Source organism: Flavobacterium frigoris (genome assembly GCF_900111075.1).
In the GTDB taxonomy this organism is placed as follows: domain Bacteria; phylum Bacteroidota; class Bacteroidia; order Flavobacteriales; family Flavobacteriaceae; genus Flavobacterium; species Flavobacterium frigoris.
Genome location: NZ_FOFZ01000001.1, coordinates 707,877 through 725,859 on the forward strand (window position 1 = coordinate 707,877; position 17,983 = coordinate 725,859).

At 34.6% G+C, this 17,983-nt stretch carries 15 protein-coding genes; 10 read left to right on the forward strand and 5 right to left on the reverse strand.

The features are described 5' to 3' along the window. Nucleotides 1-59 precede the first annotated feature (59 nt). Nucleotides 60-1,418, forward strand: a complete 1,359-nt coding sequence (locus BMW63_RS02995; protein WP_074721059.1) for an FAD-dependent oxidoreductase — start codon at nt 60-62, stop codon at nt 1,416-1,418. A gap of 203 nt (nt 1,419-1,621) precedes the next feature. Here BMW63_RS02995 and BMW63_RS03000 read toward each other — a convergent pair whose 3' ends face one another. The 3 genes from BMW63_RS03000 to BMW63_RS03010 form a co-directional block, all read right to left on the reverse strand. Further along, a complete protein-coding gene (locus BMW63_RS03000; protein WP_074721061.1) occupies nt 1,622-3,043 on the reverse strand; it encodes a carbon starvation CstA family protein in 1,422 nt (473 codons plus the stop codon). Between the two features lie 872 nt (nt 3,044-3,915). After that, the gene (locus BMW63_RS03005) at nt 3,916-4,275 is read right to left on the reverse strand and encodes a cupin domain-containing protein (protein WP_074721063.1); all 360 of its coding nucleotides are present in this window, start codon (nt 4,273-4,275) and stop codon (nt 3,916-3,918) included. A gap of 227 nt (nt 4,276-4,502) precedes the next feature. Beyond that, complete coding sequence (locus BMW63_RS03010; RefSeq protein WP_074721065.1) at nt 4,503-6,038, reverse strand: helicase HerA-like domain-containing protein; 1,536 nt, start codon at nt 6,036-6,038, stop codon at nt 4,503-4,505. A gap of 377 nt (nt 6,039-6,415) precedes the next feature. Here BMW63_RS03010 and BMW63_RS03015 point away from each other — a divergent pair, with 377 nt between their 5' ends. The 7 genes from BMW63_RS03015 (at nt 6,416) to BMW63_RS03050 (ending at nt 13,044) form a co-directional block, all read left to right on the forward strand. Continuing rightward, entirely contained in the window at nt 6,416-7,234 is an 819-nt protein-coding gene (locus tag BMW63_RS03015) for a MotA/TolQ/ExbB proton channel family protein (protein WP_074721170.1), read from the forward strand. Nucleotides 7,235-7,270: 36 nt separating this feature from the next. Further along, nucleotides 7,271-7,882 carry an ExbD/TolR family protein gene (locus BMW63_RS03020; protein ID WP_074721067.1) on the forward strand — a complete coding sequence of 204 codons (612 nt, stop codon included), beginning with the start codon at nt 7,271-7,273 and terminating at the stop codon, nt 7,880-7,882. An 18-nt stretch (nt 7,883-7,900) separates the two neighbouring features. Next, a complete protein-coding gene (locus BMW63_RS03025; RefSeq protein WP_074721069.1) occupies nt 7,901-8,464 on the forward strand; it encodes an ExbD/TolR family protein in 564 nt (187 codons plus the stop codon). Nucleotides 8,465-8,503: 39 nt separating this feature from the next. Further along, nucleotides 8,504-9,298 carry an energy transducer TonB gene (locus BMW63_RS03030; RefSeq protein WP_074721071.1) on the forward strand — a complete coding sequence of 265 codons (795 nt, stop codon included), beginning with the start codon at nt 8,504-8,506 and terminating at the stop codon, nt 9,296-9,298. A 232-nt stretch (nt 9,299-9,530) separates the two neighbouring features. Next, nucleotides 9,531-10,454 (forward strand): PstS family phosphate ABC transporter substrate-binding protein, encoded by a 924-nt coding sequence (locus BMW63_RS03040; protein WP_074721075.1) that lies wholly within the window; start codon nt 9,531-9,533, stop codon nt 10,452-10,454. 16 nt (nt 10,455-10,470) lie between these two features. Next, nucleotides 10,471-12,150 (forward strand): tetratricopeptide repeat protein, encoded by a 1,680-nt coding sequence (locus tag BMW63_RS03045; protein ID WP_074721172.1) that lies wholly within the window; start codon nt 10,471-10,473, stop codon nt 12,148-12,150. 261 nt (nt 12,151-12,411) lie between these two features. Further along, complete coding sequence (locus BMW63_RS03050) at nt 12,412-13,044, forward strand: 7-carboxy-7-deazaguanine synthase QueE (RefSeq protein WP_074721077.1); 633 nt, start codon at nt 12,412-12,414, stop codon at nt 13,042-13,044. Nucleotides 13,045-13,151: 107 nt separating this feature from the next. Here BMW63_RS03050 and BMW63_RS03055 read toward each other — a convergent pair whose 3' ends face one another. Next, a complete protein-coding gene (locus tag BMW63_RS03055; protein WP_074721174.1) occupies nt 13,152-13,859 on the reverse strand; it encodes a class I SAM-dependent methyltransferase in 708 nt (235 codons plus the stop codon). 86 nt (nt 13,860-13,945) lie between these two features. On the opposite strand from BMW63_RS03055, the gene BMW63_RS03060 reads away from it, so the two are divergent. Next, complete coding sequence (locus tag BMW63_RS03060; protein WP_074721079.1) at nt 13,946-14,440, forward strand: YkgJ family cysteine cluster protein; 495 nt, start codon at nt 13,946-13,948, stop codon at nt 14,438-14,440. 17 nt (nt 14,441-14,457) lie between these two features. Here BMW63_RS03060 and BMW63_RS03065 read toward each other — a convergent pair whose 3' ends face one another. Next, nucleotides 14,458-15,756, reverse strand: a complete 1,299-nt coding sequence (locus BMW63_RS03065) for an exo-beta-N-acetylmuramidase NamZ family protein (protein ID WP_074721081.1) — start codon at nt 15,754-15,756, stop codon at nt 14,458-14,460. A gap of 86 nt (nt 15,757-15,842) precedes the next feature. Between BMW63_RS03065 and BMW63_RS03070 the strand changes: the two genes are divergently transcribed. Then, the gene (locus BMW63_RS03070; RefSeq protein ID WP_074721083.1) at nt 15,843-17,078 is read left to right on the forward strand and encodes an ABC transporter permease; all 1,236 of its coding nucleotides are present in this window, start codon (nt 15,843-15,845) and stop codon (nt 17,076-17,078) included. The last annotated feature ends 905 nt before the right edge of the window (nt 17,079-17,983 follow it).

Sequence of the window (17,983 nt, forward strand, 5' to 3'; positions counted from 1 at the left end):
GGTTTGTAAAGCCGTTAAAATAATAAATCAGTAATTTTGCCTAACTTTTATAAAAAATAATGCAAACTCCAAAAAAGATAGCAGTTGTAGGTTCCGGTTTAGTCGGTTCTTTATTAGCTATTTACTTACGCAAAGCAGGGCATACTGTTCACATATACGATAGAAGCCCTGATATTAGACAAATTCAGTTCTCAGGACGTTCCATAAATTTAGCAATGTCAAACAGGGGGTGGAAAGCATTAGATGGTGTTGGTGTTGGGGATTCGGTTCGTGAAATCGCAATACCCATGGACAAACGCGCCATTCACTTGGTGGATAAACTTAATTTTCAAAATTACGGTCAAGAAGGAGAGAGCATTTACTCCATTTCAAGAGGGGATTTGAACAGGAGAATGATTGATTTGGCGGAACAAGCTGGAGCCGAATTCTTCTTCGATCAAAAAATCTGGGACGTTACCTTGTCTGAAGCTACTTTACACATTGGAGAAACGGAGCGGGGAGCTTGGGAAGAAAAGAAATACGATATGGTTTTTGGTGCAGATGGTGCTTTTTCGAGAATACGCCACCGTATGCAACGCCAAAGTATGTTTAACTATTCGCAAGAGTTTTTAAATATTGGATACAAAGAATTGAATATTCCTGCAAATCCTGATGGTTCTCATAAATTAGATAAAAACTCCTTTCATATTTGGCCGCGTGGGGAATATATGTTAATTGCGTTATCTAATTTGGACGGAAGTTTTACCTGTACTTTATTCATGCCTTTTGAAGGTGAGAATTCTTTTGCTTTGCTCGAAAATAGAAAAGATGTGGAATTATTTTTCGAAAAAAACTTTCCGGATTCGATTGATGTAATTCCAAAATTAGCCGAAGATTTTTTCAAAAATCCAACAAGTACATTGGTGACTATGAAATGTTATCCTTGGACTTATAAAGATAAAATTGCCTTAATTGGAGACGCTTGTCATGCCATTGTTCCTTTTTATGGGCAAGGGATGAATGCGGGATTTGAAGACATTTCGATTTTAAATGAAATGATGGAAAAATACGGAGACGATTGGGAAATGATTTTTTCAGAATACGAGAAATCACGTAAGCCCAATGCTGATGCTATTGCAGAACTTTCGTACCGTAATTTTATGGAAATGAGTTCTAAAACAGCCGATGATAAATTTCTATTGCAAAAGAAGATTGAAAAATGGTTTTCAGACAAACATCCTGATAAATGGATTCCACTTTATAGTAGGGTGACATTTAGTGATCGTCCTTATGCTGAAGCTTTAGCCATCGGAGATGATCAAAATGCCATTATGGAGGAGGTTTTAAAAATAGAAAATATAGAGGCCGTTTGGGATAGCAAAGATGTTGAAAGTAAAATTTTAGCTCTTTTAAATGAAAAAGAAACCGCCAAGAATTAGATATTCAATTCTTGACGGCTGTATTTGTTATTCATGATGTACTTTAGTGAAATCAAACGTAGGTTTTCATATAGCTAACATCAACATTAATAATGATTTTTATTTTTTATAGCGACTAAATTAAAGTGCGGTAAAATTAATGGATCCTTATTTTCCATTAAAATACACTACTTTTTTTAGTTTTGATACTTTCAAAAATATAACTATTCACTTTTAGGCAATTCTTTGTTGTTTTTCATAACAACAAAGAACAAGATCGTTAGTAACACAGCAATAACAATTCCAATAATATCTGAGGTTACTATGTCTAAACCAAAACCTATGGTAGGATCATAAAAAAGGAAAGACCCGAGAACAGATGTTATGAAAAACGCAGGTACTAACGCAATAATATAAAGGGTTTTTCTTTGGTACAAATAGACGGTTCCAATCCATAAGGCAATTGCTGATATACTTTGATTTGCCCAGGAAAAATACCTCCATAGAAGTTGAAAATCTATTTTAGTTAGAATAAAGGCAATTGCAAAAAGGGGTATTGCAATCATAAACCTGTTTCTAAGAGTCTTCTGGTCAATTTTCAGGTAATCTGCAATGATCATTCTTGCCGCCCTAAAGGAAGTGTCTCCAGAAGTTATAGGTAAAACAATAACACCTAAAATAGCAATGGTTCCGCCAATAGTTCCTAAAAATACCGTTGCAATTTTATGCACTACTCCAGGAAGCCCCTCATTCGCGAGCAAAACACTAAGGTCTTCTCCGTTCATGAGGCTCATTGCAGCTGCAGCCCAGATCATAGCAATAATTCCTTCTACAATCATCATCCCGTAAAATATTTTCCGTCCGTCTTTCTCATTTCTAATCGTTCTGGCGATTATTGGAGATTGGGTTGCATGAAATCCAGATAGAGCGCCACAGGATATTGTTAAAAATATGACGGGGTAATATGGGATATCTTTCGGATGCATGTTGGTCAGAGTCAATTCTGGAATTGGATGTCCATACATAAACATTCCAAATGCTACACCTACGGCACTTAACAATAATAGAAGTCCAAGAACGGGGTATATTTTTCCAATAATTTTATCGATGGGTAAAATTGTTGCAATCATATAATATACAAAGATAGCAAGTACAATTAGGGTAAACATATTTAAATCTTTACCTATTAGGTCATCTATCATACTTGCCGGTGCGGAAATGAAAACAGTTCCTACCAAAAGAAGCAGCAATACGGTGAAGAAATTTACGACGTGACTAAAGGATTTACCTAAAAATTTAGATGCTAAAGCAGGTAGGTGAGCGCCTCCATATCTTATGGAGATCATTCCTGTTAAATAATCGTGGACAGCCCCAGCAAAAATGCAACCAAGTACTATCCAAAGGAAAGCTACCGGTCCGTATAAGGCTCCTAATATTGGTCCGAAAATGGGGCCGACTCCTGCAATATTTAAAACCTGTATTAATGAATTTCTATTGCTGTTCATGGGGACGAAATCTACCCCATCTGCGTGGGTATAGGCGGGAGTCGCTCTATTGGGATCGGGTTTAAATATATTTTCAACAAATTTACCGTAAAAAACATATCCCAATACTAGTAAAATTATGGCTGTAATAAATGTGATCATAATGTCTATTCTGTTAATTAATACTATTAAACGTTGTCAATATAGATTAATTAAAAGCTTTTAATGTAATTAAAACAATATTTTTTTTTTATAATCACAATTATTACAAGAAAATTAGTTTATATCTATATTATAGGAGATGTGTAATTGACTCGAAGTGATATCTTCAAAAAATATAATGAAATTAATAGATCAGTAGAATAATTTTTGTTTCAGATGAATCGATAGTATCACTTGTAATTATCACATATGCAGATGTGATTTTTCATTAAGGAAATATTGTTATGGCTGGTTGAGCTAAAGTAGCAGTATATTGGGTTTTGTTTTTTATTGATTTTAAAACTAAGCTAGAGATTTCTGTAAATTCTATTTTAATGTCGACTTGACATTAATCATTTACGAAGAGGGTGTCGGAAATCGAGGGGACAGTTGTTGTGTTATTAGTAAACTAATCAGATGTTTGAGGGTAAATATATAGCCCCGCTATTCATCAAAAGTACAAACCGTAGATAAGTTAATATTTGTTTGCCACAAAGACAATAGGAAGTAAGTGAGTGTTATTTTGGAGATGAGTTCTAAAATACCAGCTTGAACATGTTAACTTATAAATTCCTCCTGTAGGAAAAGTTTTTTTTAGATATACACTCTGATATGTAGGTTCCACTTTATAGTAGAATAGTATGTAGTAATTGTCCTTTTACTGCTGCTCTGGCAAACTGAGTTGATTAAAATGGTATTATTGAGGAAGTTTTAAAAACGGAAAGTAGAGAGGCTGTTGGCGATAGCGAAGTTGTCGAAAGTAAAATTATAGGTCTTTTAAATGAAAAAGTAACAGTCAAGAACTAAGGTTTAATTCTTGACTGTTTTATTTATTATTCGCGATGCGCTTTAGCGAAGTCAAATGCAGGCTTGCATATAGCAATATACTCACATGGTTCGCCAAACGGATTTGAGTATTGAACGCGGGTATTCTTTTCTATTTTTATAGATTGTCCAGCTTCAAGGACTATAATGTCCCCCTCGATACTAAACTGTTTTTTACCTTTTATGATGTACGTGTATTCTTCAAACTCTGGAGTTTGAAATGGTTCGCTCCATTTAGGGGGTGCAATCATATGAGCAATTGATATTTCGGGATTGTTAGTTGTGGCTAAGCCATGGTGTTCTTCAATCAATTTTCCATCAGTTGTTGGGACTATGAATGGAGCGCTTTGGACAAAATACTTTTTCATTGTATGTTTTTAGTTAAATAATACTCTCAAATGTGATTCCGGGTTTTGTTGTTTTTAAACAGGATGAAAAATGCCTTTATGTAGGTCTTCTTTTCTAGGAGACTCTTTTGATACGTCGCTTTTTGGTCTCCAATATTTCCGTTTTCTACTTGGTCTCTTAATTAGAACTGAGTATAAGTGACAGGGGTAATTGGGGATGACTAAAATATTCTTTATAATTTATTGCGTTATTTTTTCATCAATTTTGATAAAATCCCCAATGCTCCCCTTATAAATGTGGCACTAGTCAAAACCTTTAAGACGGATTTACCTACAGCATCTGTGGTGCTTTGCCCTTGCCTTTGCTTAGATTTGGTTGCTGCTTTAGCCTCTTCTTTCTCTTTTTCTTCTTTAGCGACTTCCGTATCTATAACGGCAATTTTTTTGTTAAGCATCTCATACGCGCTTTCACGATCAATAAGTTCGCTGTATTTTTTTACTAATTTTGATTTGTTGTTGATATCCTGAATTTCACTCTCGATTAAAACATCCATTCGGCTCATCGGTGCCCGCATCATGGTAGCTACAAGGGGAGTAGGGATTCCTTTTTCATTTAAAGCGGTAACAAGTGCTTCGCCAATTCCTAAACTGGTCAATACTTCACTGGTGTTGTAATAATCAGAAGTAGGATAGTTGTCCGCTGTTAGTTTTATTGATTGTCGGTCTTTAGCCGTAAACGCTCTCAAAGCATGTTGTATTTTCAGACCTAATTGCGCTAATATACCGCTCGGGACATCCATTGGGTTTTGGGTTACAAAGTAAATTCCAATTCCTTTTGAACGAATTAGTTTTACGATAGTCTCTATTTGTTCCAATAACGCTTTGCTGGCTTCGTTAAAAATCAGATGTGCTTCGTCAATAAAAATCACTAATTCAGGTTGTTCGGAATCTCCCTTCTCTGGCATTTGTTGGTATATTTCAGCAAGAAGACTCAACATGAAAGTCGAAAATAATTTTGGTTTATCTTGAATATCCGTTAGCCTAATAATATTAATATAGCCTTTTCCGTTTTCGTCAATTCGCATTAAATCGTCGATATCAAAAGACATTTCGCCAAAAAAAAGTTCAGCGCCTTGCTGTTCTAGTTCGATTATCTTTCTAAGAATGATTCCCGTAGTCGAAGTAGAAATTTTGCCGTAGTTTTCTGTGATTTCATCTTTTCCTTCTTCAGTTATGTAATTGATGACTTTTTTGATGTCTTTAAGATCTAATAAAGGCATTTTGTTATCATCACAATATTTAAATATTACTGAGATTACACCAGACTGCGTATCATTCAAACCTAATATTCGTGAAAATAACACTGGCCCAAACTCTGAAACAGTCGCGCGCAGTCGTACTCCGTTTTGTTCGGATAGCGTTAATAGCTCGACTGGGAATTTAGCGGTATAATATGGTATGTTTATTTTGGCATGCCGTTCGGTAATAAATGGTTTTTCTTCTCCTTCTTTGGCTATCCCACTAAAATCGCCTTTGATATCCATCATTAATACAGGAATTCCAAATGATGACAATTGTTCTGATAAAACTTGAATGGTTTTGGTTTTACCTGTTCCAGTAGCACCGGCGATTAATCCATGTCTATTGAGGGTTTTTAATGGGATTTTTACATGCGCGTCCGGCAAGGCGTCGCCATCAAGTACAGCTCCTCCAAGAATAATACTTTCACCCTTGGCAGTGTACCCCTCAGTAATATGCTTTATAAAATCTTTTTTTCTGTTCATAACATTGATCGTGTTGATTTTACATGCAAGATATTATTATTATTATTTGAAATGACGTAATTTCGATTTTTACTGTAATTTTATTCCCTTTTTATTGTTAATAGTGGAAAAATTTATTTTGACAGATTGAATTGTGTTTATTGAAAGATTGTTTTAATATTTCACAAAATGATAGTTTATATTTCAAAAAACATTAAATTTGTTTAACGATGTTGATTAAAAATCATAGATTTAAAAATCCTGGGTTTTTTTTAAATAAATTAAATTCGAATAAAATTAAAAAAAGTTTTTTTATTTGAACTAAACATATAAATTTGCGGAACTACAAGTTTATTACAACTAAAATAAATTATTTAAAACTATTAAAATTAGAAAAAATGGCAAACGTTAAAAAAGAAAGCACTTCAAACGGTGGAGGAATGGTTTCAGGGCTTATTATTGTTGCATGTATTGGTGTTGGTATTATGATCTGGAAATTTATCATGGGTAATCCTTCGAATTTTGAAGGAGGAAATGTTGAGACAGGACATCCTTTGAATCTTTTAGGTCAAGTTTTTCATGGAGGTGCAGTTGTGCCAGTATTATTAGGAATGTTATTGATGGTTCTTGTTTTTTCTATTGAAAGATATGTTGTTATATCTAAGGCAGCTGGTAAAACTAAATTAGATACTTTCATGACTAAGATACAAGCAAGTATCAAACAAGGTGAAATTGATGAAGCGATTGTTTCATGTGATAAACAGCAAGGATCTGTTGCAAATGCAATTAAATCTGCGTTAGTAAAATACCAAGCAGTTAAGAAAGAAGGATTTAATAGTGAAGAAGCAGCAGAGACTATTCACAAAGAAATAGAAGAAGCTACTTCACTTGAAATGCCAATGTTACAAAAGAATATGACAATTATTTCATCTTTAGTTTCTTTAGGAACTCTTATTGGATTGTTAGGAACTGTATCTGGTATGATTAAAGCGTTTGGTGCATTGGCAGCAGCAGGAACTCCTGATCAAGCAGCGCTTGCAAATGGTATTTCTGAAGCACTTATTAATACTGCAACTGGTATTGGTACTTCAGCTGTAGCGATTATCTCTTACAATTTCTTTACTTCTAAAATTGATGATTTAACGTATTCAATCGATGAGGCTGCTGTTTCAATTGTAAATACTTACAGAAGATTCAGAGGAAGTTTGAAGCAATAATATGTTGATATTTATATCAAATAAAAAACAAAAAGAATGGCTAAAATAATAATAAAGAAAAATCCTGGGTCTACTGATATGACCGCGATGTGTGATGTCGCATTCCTTTTGCTTACCTTCTTTGTGATGACTTCGACAGCTAAAATTCCTGAGGCATTGCCTGTGGATACTCCTTCTTCAACAGTTCAGACTAAATTGCCTGAAACTGATTTAGCTACATTAACTGTAGGTAAAGGAAAGGTGTTCTTTGATTTGAAAGGAAAAGAAGTTCGAATGAGAACGTTAGAGTTAATGGCGGAAAAGTACGGTGTTACTTTTTCTGATGCTGACAAAAATACTTTCTCAAGGATGGATGATTTTGGTGTGCCAATTCTTAATCTTCAACAAATTATTGAAATGAAAGCATCTGATAGAAGTAAAGCAGGGCAACCTGGGATACCTACAGACTCATTGGATAATCAGTTGAAAGAATGGATCTATAATGCGCGTATTGCAAATATAGAAGTAAATGATAAAGAATTGCAGGTCGCTATTAAAGGTGATGCAAAAGAAGAGTATCCAGCTATTAAAAAAGTAATGGATATTTTACAAGAGCAAAAAATCAATAGCTTTAGTTTAGTTACTGGTTTAAGAGGAAAAGATTTTTAATAAAAAAAAGACACTAAAATGGCTGAATTAAATACCGACGACGGTGGAGGCAAAAAAGGTGGTAAAGTAAGAGCTAAAAAAGCGAACGCAAAAGTAGATTTAACTGCGATGGTGGATTTGGCTTTCTTATTAATCACATTCTTTATGCTTACCACGACGTTGTCTAAACCTCAATCGATGAGCTTGGGGTTGCCAGATAAAGATCCTAACAAAGACAATGTGGATATGAAAGTTGACGAAAATCGTACTATGACAATTTTGTTAGGTGCTGATAATAAGTTAGTTTACTATGTTGGTTTGTTGGCTACTCCTATTGGAGGTCCTAAAGATTTGGCTTTTGGAAAAGAGGGTATACGTAAAGAATTGTTGTCTAGGCAACAATCAGTTTTGGCGTATTCCGCAGCAAAAGGGAAGCCTAAAAACGGATTAATTGTGATTATTAAACCAAGTAAGAAATCAAATTACAAAAATTTAATTGATATACTTGATGAAATGGCAATTGTAGGGATAGGAGATTTTGGTAATTACGCTATCGTTCCTGAATTCTCTCCTGAAGAACAAAAATTGTTAGAAGGAAAATAAGTGTATTCTTATTCCCCAATAACCTAATAATTAAGAAAAATGAAATTAGACATATTAAAAAACCAATGGCTTGATATCGTATTCGAAGGACGTAATAAAACTTACGGAGCTTATGAGTTAAGGAAGTCAAACAGAAAAACTACTATTAAAGCGCTAGTTTTGGGTGCTATATTATTTAGTGTTGCTGTGGCTGCTCCCCTTATAATAAACTTAATTCCTAAAGGTGGGGAGCAAGAGATTGACAGAGATATTAAAATCACTGCAATAAAATTACCACCTAAGAAAGAGGAGCCTAAATTAAACGTTCCGCCACCACCGCCACCACCACCTAAAGTGGATGTAGTTAAGTTTGTGAAACCAGTGGTTGCTAAGGCAGAAGAGGTAACTGAAGAGCCGCCTAAAATTGTCGAGATTAAAGAAAAAAAGATTGGAGCTGAAACCATAAAAGGAGATCCAGATGCAGTTTTGTCTGTGGCTCCAGTAGGTCCAGGACCAACTAAAATTGTTGAAGAAGACAATCAAATTTACAACACAGCAGGTATCGAAGTAAAACCTGAATTCCCAGGTGGTATGGATAAGTTTTATGGCTATGTAGCTAAAAACTATCGTGCACCAGAAGAAGAGGGTCTTAAAGGTAAAGTATATGTTACTTTTGTAGTGGAAAAAGATGGTTCGTTAACAGATATCAAAGTATTAAGAGATATTGGTTATGGTACTGGAAAAGAAGCGATACGAGTTCTTACTAAATGCCAGAAATGGAATCCGGGAATTCAAAATGGAAAACCGGTTAGAGTACTTTATTCTCTTCCGATTACTATTCAAACAGCGGATTAATGTTGGAAAAAATATTTAAAAATATTCAGAAGAAATCGCTCAAAGAGCGATTTCTTCTCGTTATAGCAATTTTGTTTTTCGTAGTTTATTTTGTTTTGGGATTATTTGTTATCTTTATGAAGCAATTTCCAATAAACATGACTATCGGTTATAGAATAGCATTTGGTGTGTTGCTCATCGTGTATTCTATTATTAGATGCATTCGTATTATAAAAGATAATAAAGATTAACTATGAAAAATTTCGCAACACGTCCTTATGTATTGATTCTTTTTATTTTTCTGTTATTTTTTGGTTGTAAGAAATCAGAGGGCGAGAAAGAGAGTATACTTAAAGGTACAGCCACTATTTTAGTTGATGAGACTTTAAAACCTCTATTGGAAGATGAGATTACTATTTTTCAAAATGGATACAATGCTAAGATACTAATGGAGGTGAGGTCTGAAAAAGAATTGATGCAAGCGTTCCTTAGAGATACCTCGCGCATTGTTGTTTTGTCCAGGAAATTAAATGAAGAAGAGTCTAAATATTTTGAACAACTTAAAATAAAGCCTAAAACAACTATCATCGGTACTGACGCAATTGCTTTTATTTCTAGTAAGTCCACTAACGATAGTTTGGTCGCTTTGAAGGATATTATTCTTTTCATGCAAGGGAAACCGCAAACAAGAGTTAAGGGGTTGGTCTTTGATAATCCAAACTCCAGTACGGTTCGCTATATGAATGAGTTGGCGGGCATAAAAGAAATACCTTCCGAGGGAGTATACTCGTTTAAGTTCAATAAAGACGTTGTGAAGTTTGTAGCTGAAAACGATGGGATGATTGGAGTTGTTGGCCTTAATTGGCTGTATCAGCCATCGCCTGACATGAAGGATCTTATAAAGAAAATTAACGTATTAAGTGTTAAAGGAGAGAGTAGTGCGGCATATGTAGCGCCTACGCAAAATAATTTAGCCGAAGGAACGTACCCTTTGGCACGTGATTTGTATATAATTAATTGTCAGGGATACTCCGGTTTAGGAATGGGGTTCGCTTCATTTGTTGCTGGAGACATAGGGCAAAGGATAATTTTGAAAGCGGGACTACTGCCTGTGCGCGTGCCTCCAAGAAAAGTTATATTTAAAACCAAATCAAAAAAAAAAAATGAAAATGAATAAATCAAATAAAGTTAAAATGAACAAATTTAAAATTTTAAGTGTTGCCTTTCTGACCACAGTATCCGCAATGAAGGCTCAGGATATAGATCAAGCTAAAAAAGCAATTGACGCCGAACAATTTGAAAATGCTAAATCGACTTTAAAATCGATAATCAAATCTGACCCATCTGAAGGTAAAGCGTATTTTCTTTTAGGAAACATATATCTTTCTCAAAAGGTAGCGGATTCAGCGAAAATAACTTATCAAAATGGCTTAACGGCTAAAAATGATGAGCATTTCAATTATATTGGACTAGGGCAAATGGACCTTAATAAGGGTGATGGTGCTGCAGCTAAAGCTAAATTTGAATTGGCTAAAAAAGAAATGGGTAGAAGAGATTTTTGGGAGTATGTGTATATTGCACGTGCTTATATGAATGCTGATAATCAGGATTTTAAAGCGGCTATTCAGACCCTAAATTTGGCTAATGAGAAAAATACAGCAGAGCCTCAAGTTCTTTTGGCTTTTGGAGATGCACATTATGGTGATAAAAACCAAAATGCGGCTTATTCAGCTTATCGTAATGCTTTTCAAGCTGACAATACGTTGATTAGAGCAAAAATGCAATTAGGAGTTTTGCTTAAAGGCGCTAAAGCATACACTGAAGCTGTAAAAGCTTTCAATGATGTTATTGCGACGAACCCTAATTACGGACCACTATACCGTGAGTTAGCTGAAACATATTACTATTGGGCGCTTAATGTTCCTTCTAGAAATGATGAATATATGAAAGAAGCATTGTCGTATTATGAAAAATACATGAGTCTTACTGATTATTCTTTGGCTTCACGTATGCGTCACGCTGACTTTTTGATTGTTGCGCACGATTATAAAGCTTTAGAAATTGAAGCTGAAAAAATGAAACAGATTGACAAAGTCAATCCTAGAATTTTACGATACTTAGGGTATTCTGCGTACTATAATGATAATGTGGATGTGGCTATTAAATCGTTACAAGATTATACTGGAAATACTGCAAATAATGTAATTTCTCTTGATTATTTATATTTAGGTTTAGCTAATGTAAAAAAATCTACTATGGGTACAGACATTATTGCTGCAGAACCGGTATTGTTTAATATAGGAATTGAACTTATTAAGAAAGCAGTTGCCATGGAAAGTGCTGCTGTAAATGATTTAAGTGAGGCGGGTAAAGGACTTTATGAGCAGAAACTATACAAAGAGGCCGCTGCAGTTTTCGAAATTTCGACCTCAAATAAAGAATCAAAAAATTTCTTGCTTGATAATTTTTATTTAGGTAATTCAATTTATTTTGACAATACGAAAGCTGGGGCAGTGAAAGATACTATCGCTTTACGTAAAGCAGATATTGCTTTTGGAAATGTGATTGAAGCATCACCAGCAACTCAAGATGCTTATGTTTATCGTGCAAGAACGAATACGTTGCTTGGAGATGATGAACAAATGATTAAATATTACCAACAATATATTGATATTGTAACAAAGAAAGGTCCTGAAGAAATGGCTAAGGCCGCTGTAAAGGGGAAATTAATTGAGGCTTACAATACAATGGCTGCGGGTTATGCAAACACTGACAAAGTGAAAGCTATTGAATACTTCAATAAAACTCTTGCGATCGATCCTGAAAATGGGTATGCACAGCAATCAGTAGATTTGCTTAAGAATAAAAAATAATAGTATTATTTTACAATAGAAAACCGATAGTTGAAAAGCTATCGGTTTTTTTTATGCGAGGACTTTTTTGTCATTAGTATGTTTTAGCTTGTTGTTCTGTGGTAGAAGTTAGACTGTAGCTTGTTAGACAATAAGAGTTGAAATTTACATTTCTGGTTTTCGTGGTTTAGTGCTTCGATATTATAATTTCATGGAAGCAATTTGATATTATTAATTTAAGTCCTTTTCAAATGACCTATCTTTGTACTTTAAATTACAATGATGTTATCAAAAGAAATACAATTAGAAGTTAATAAAGGTGCAATGCTTCCATTGATGGAAGAGTTTTATACAATTCAAGGAGAGGGTTTTCACACGGGAACTGCCGCTTATTTTGTAAGAATTGGAGGTTGCGATGTAGGTTGCCATTGGTGTGACGTTAAAGAAAGTTGGAATGCGGAATTACATCCGCCTTCAAGCATCGATCAAATTGTGGCTAATGCAAAAAAATATGGAGAGACAGTCGTGGTAACAGGAGGAGAACCACTAATGTGGGATATGACCTTGCTGACACAGACGCTAAAGGATAATGGACGAAAGGTTCATATTGAAACTTCAGGTGCTTATCCTCTGACAGGAATGTGGGATTGGATTTGTCTGTCTCCAAAGAAAAATAAGCTGCCCACTCAAACAGTTTATGATAATGCACATGAGTTGAAGGTTATCATATATAATAAACATGATTTTATTTTTGCGGAAGAACAAGCGGAGTTAGTTAATGACGATGCAATTTTATTTCTTCAGCCAGAATGGAGTAAAAAGGAGGAAATGACGCCCCTTATTGTCGACTATGTTATGAATAACCCGAAATGGAGAGTGTCACTTCAAACACACAAATATCTAAATATCCCATAAAGAATTTAGAAGAAATGAAAAAAGCCAAACAATTATTGTTTGGCTTTTTTCATTTCTTTTTCAGAGTATGTGATAGTTAGTTTTTTTTTATGTTTTTGATTTCGCTGCTATAGGGAAAGCCTTGCTAGATAATCATAATGTTCACCTTCAAGAATTAATTCGGCTTGTAATTCATTGGCGAAAGCCGCATTTTGCAGCGTATTGTAGTCAATGTACATCCAGTTGAAAGGTTTTTCTTTTTCACCCTTGTAGCCAATATTAAAAACTACTTCCCCATAATATTCATTGTCAGATGGAATCCATTTTCCTCCGTCTTCATCATCATCAAACATATAAATAATGTCTGAACTATCTAATAAAATTTGGCCGCCTGGATTCAATAGTGATTTTAGTTTTATTAGGAAATTTGGAATATTTTTCAGTTTCCCACACATTCCTGCGCCATTCATCAGTAATAAAATCGTATCGTATGTTTCATTTTCTAATGTCATAACATCCTGTATGCGGGCATCTTTGATTCCTCGAAGGGAACAAGCTTTTATTGCATTTGGCGAAATGTCTATCGCAGTCACTTCTAAATTCAATTCATTTTGTAAGTGTAAACTATGGCTTCCTGCACCGCAACCTACATCTAGGACTTTTCCTTTGGCAAGTTGTAGGGCTTTTTGCTCCATAGTCGGCATCTCTTTGTAGCAGCGAAATAAATAAGCCACACTCATTTCATCTTCTTCAGATATAGTTGTTTCTGTAATTAAATCTTCAGGGGAATTATTCGTTTGATAATCAAGGATGGCTTTGCCAAAAAGGTCTTTCATTGTTTGTATTTCAAAATTCAACATTCATTAATCATAGTTCATCGTTCAAAAAGTGTAGTTTTGCAAAGAATTTTTAAACTCTGAATTTGAAACCTACTTTAAACGAACTTGGTAAACTTGCCAAAGATAAGCATATAGAAAACAAAAAGTATTTCGATAAGCTTAAAAAGAAGACGCCCAAAAATTTAGATTATGTGATGCAAGACCTGCATGATGCGGAATTCAAGAAAACGGATTGTTTAAAATGTGCGAATTGTTGTAAAACTACAGGGCCTTTATTTACATTAGCCGATATTGAAAGGGTGTCAAAATACCTTAAGCAAAAACCACAGCAGTTTATAGCGCAATACCTTCGCGTTGATGAAGATCAAGATTATGTATTGCAGAGCGTGCCTTGTACTTTTCTAGATCATGAAAATGCCTGTATGATTTATGATGTCCGACCAAAAGCATGTAGAGAATTTCCACACACTGATAGAAAGAAGTTTCAGCAAATAACAGATCTTACTTTAAAGAATGTGGCGATTTGCCCTGCTGCCTTTAATATTGTCGAAGAAATGAAGAAAAAATTGCCGCTGTAGTTCCTGCTATTTTTTTTCTAATAGATCAAATATTTTTCTCTCATTTTCTTAAATTGGTCTAAACCGGTTTTCCAATTCTTTCTTATCTCAGATTCTGATTCTCCGGCTTCGATTTGTTGTTGCAATTGTCTTGTTCCAGCTAGTTTTGTAAAAAACGGATTAAAGAATTTTGATTTGTCTGTTGTGTTAGTGTACGCTTTGATTAGCCATTTCAATTCCAGTTGGCGTACTTCAGTTTGTGTTGACAAATCTTCGCCAAAACAGGTTGTTCTATTGTAAACTGGATTTTGTGCTCCCATATTTGGTTTTGGAATAAAGCTAAAATTGCTTTTAGGTAGATAAGGAGAACCGTAAATTTGAAATTGTTTTTCAGTTCCTCTTCCTACACTAACATTTGTTCCTTCAAAAAAGCACAGGCTAGCATATAGGTTGATCGATTGATCGTTTGGTAAGTTAGGAGAAGGTTTTACAGGTAGACTGTATCTCATTTTTCTATTATAATAAGAACATGGGATTACAGTTAGTTTGCAACTAATTCCGTTCGTTAGCCATTGCTCTCCATTAATCATTTGCGCATATTCACCAATGGTCATACCGTGTAAAACAGGAATGGGATGCATTCCTACAAAACTGCTATATTCCTTTTCTAGAATCGGTCCGTCAACTATGCTTCCGTTAGGATTGGGTCTGTCTAAAATGATCAAAGAGATGTTGTTTTCTGAACAGGCTTCCATTATGTAATGCAGTGAGGAGATGTAAGTGTAAAATCGTGCTCCCACATCTTGTAAGTCAAAAACCATAATGTCAATTCCGGTTAACTGTCCTGAATTTGGTTTTTTGTTATTGCCGTAAAGCGAGATAATAGTTATTCCAGTTTTATAATCCGTTCCGTCAACAACATGTTCTCCTGCATCTGCAGTGCCACGAAAGCCATGCTCTGGTGCAAATATTTTTTGGACATTGATTTTTTGGTCTAATAAGAAATCAACTAAATGGATTTGCTTTTTTTTACTCTTGAGACTTATGGAAGATTCTTCTATTAAAACTATACCCGATTGATTGGTAACTACGCCTACTTTTTTGTCTTTTAGAAGAGGTAGATATTTTTCATGATTATCAGCGCCGGTTTTAATCGAATGCGTTACGGTAACTTTATCTGTTAAAGACTCTGCTTTTAAATTTGTAGGGATTGAAGCGGGGCTATCTTTCAATTTGTTCTGCTGTAATTCTTTTGTTCTGTTGATTGAGCTGGAGCACGAAAGTAAAACTACTGTTAGAATAAAGGCTAATGGAATATTTTTGAAAATTGAAATCATATAGTAGATTAGAATAAAATTAGTGGCAATTAGCGTTATTCGTGTTTTAGGTGTATTTTTGAATCCAAATCAGATACTTAATCAAATTGAATTTAGAATACTTTATTGCCAAAAGACTTATAACTGCTAAAGATTATAAAAGTAGTATATCTGCGCCTATTATAAAAATTGCAATTTCGGCCATTGCCATCGGAATGGTGATGATGATTGTGTCAGTGGCGACAGGAATTGGTCTACAACAGAAAATCAGAGAAAAAATTTCCGCTTTCAATGGACATATTAGTATTTCTAATTATGATAGCAATCAATCTGAAGTTACCTTAGTTCCCATTTCGAAAAAACAAAATTTTTATCCCAAATTTAATACTGTGGAAGGGATAAATCATATTCAAGCTATCGCCAGTAAAGCCGGTATTATTCGAACCGAGAATGCTTTTGAAGGGGTCGTATTCAAAGGAGTAGGAGAGGATTACAAGTGGGATAATATAAAGGAGTATCTTGTTGAAGGAAAACTGCCTGATTTTTCTAAAAAGTTAAATGAAGACGTGGTGCTATCGCAATTCCTCGCTAATAGGTTAAAACTTAAAGTAGGAGATGCGTTTAATACCTTTTTTATGAAAGAAGGTCAGAATAAATTACCTAATATCAGGAGATTTAAAATTGTCGGAATCTTTAATTCTGGTTTTCAGGAATTTGATGCGACCTATGTATTAGGGGATATACGCCATATCCAACGCATTAATAAATGGAAAGCGGATCAGGTAGGAGCATTTGAAGTCTTTGTAGATGATTTTGATAATATAAAATCGGTAGGTGGACAAGTGTATCAGCAAACGGGATCTACGCTTGATACTAAAACAATTATCGAAAAGTACAGTTATATATTCGAGTGGCTTCAGTTGTTTGATTTCAATATCATTGTCATATTAATAGTTATGATATTAGTTGCCACAATCAACATGGTGGTGGCTTTATTGGTGCTTATTCTAGAACGAACACAGATGATAGGAATATTAAAAGCGTTAGGAGCTAATAATTGGAGTATCCGTAAAATATTTCTGTACAATGCGTCCTATTTAATTCTTCGAGGATTATTCTGGGGAAACCTAATTGGAATAGCGGTTCTATGGCTCCAGAAATATTTTGGGATAGTCAAACTGAATCCTGAAAATTACTATGTCGATCAAGCGCCGGTATATCTTAATTGGGGATATATTTTATTATTAAACGGCCTTACGATAAGTGTTTGTTTTTTAGTGTTGCTAATCCCTTCTTATATAATAACCAAAATTTCACCGGTTAAAGCGATTCGTTTCGACTAACAGATAATTTGGGCGTTCCCCATTATAGAAAAAGAGGCTATACCTATATATAAAGGAGTAGCCTCTTTTTTTTAGGAGCTATTTCCCGCTATTCGTTACAATCTACTGAGCCAATCCCGATGTTTCGGGACTGGCTCAGTAGGATTTCCACTGCTATCGGGGCTAGGGCAATTGTTTTTAGCAGGGTTATTTCGAGATTATCGATAAAGTCTCTAAAAATACAATACCTAGTTATATAGTAGTAAATAAACCAAAAGCACTAAATGATATGGGAATAATGAGTGGTTTAGCTGTACGGTATTACTAAGGATTCAATAAAAACAGCTGTATTTACATAGAAATAATGCAAACCACGTCCTCAAAGGCTCTTTGTCCTTTGGAGAGGGTTTGGGAGAGGAAAAAACTTTCGTCTTCAAAAAGCGTATTTCCAGCGAGTTAAACCCAAGGTTAAGAAAGCGTCAAAAAATAGTCAATTAAAAGTATTGAATAACGTTATAAAGAGTCTACTTTTGCACCCGCAACAGCGAATAAGTTCATTAAAAAGATTGGCAAGTGATAAGGGGGTTTAGGATTAGAAATCATTTCTAAAAATAAATCAAAAAAAGCTTGTGAGATTTGATTTTGCTTATTACTTTTGCACCCCGCAAAACATGCAAAGTTCCTTGAAACACTGGTAAGAAAAGATAGAGAAAACGAAGATTTAGATCTTCAAAAAAACTTTAAATTTTTCTTGCGAGAAACAAAAGACTTTGTTAGTTTTGCACCCGCTTCGAGAAACACGAAAAGTGATTATCGAGGAGATAAAAAGAGAAGAACACGTTCCTAGACATATTGAATTGACAGCCGTCTCGTCCACAAGACGAGACAAAAGAATAAAGAGTAATAGAATCGAGAGATTTGAAAAA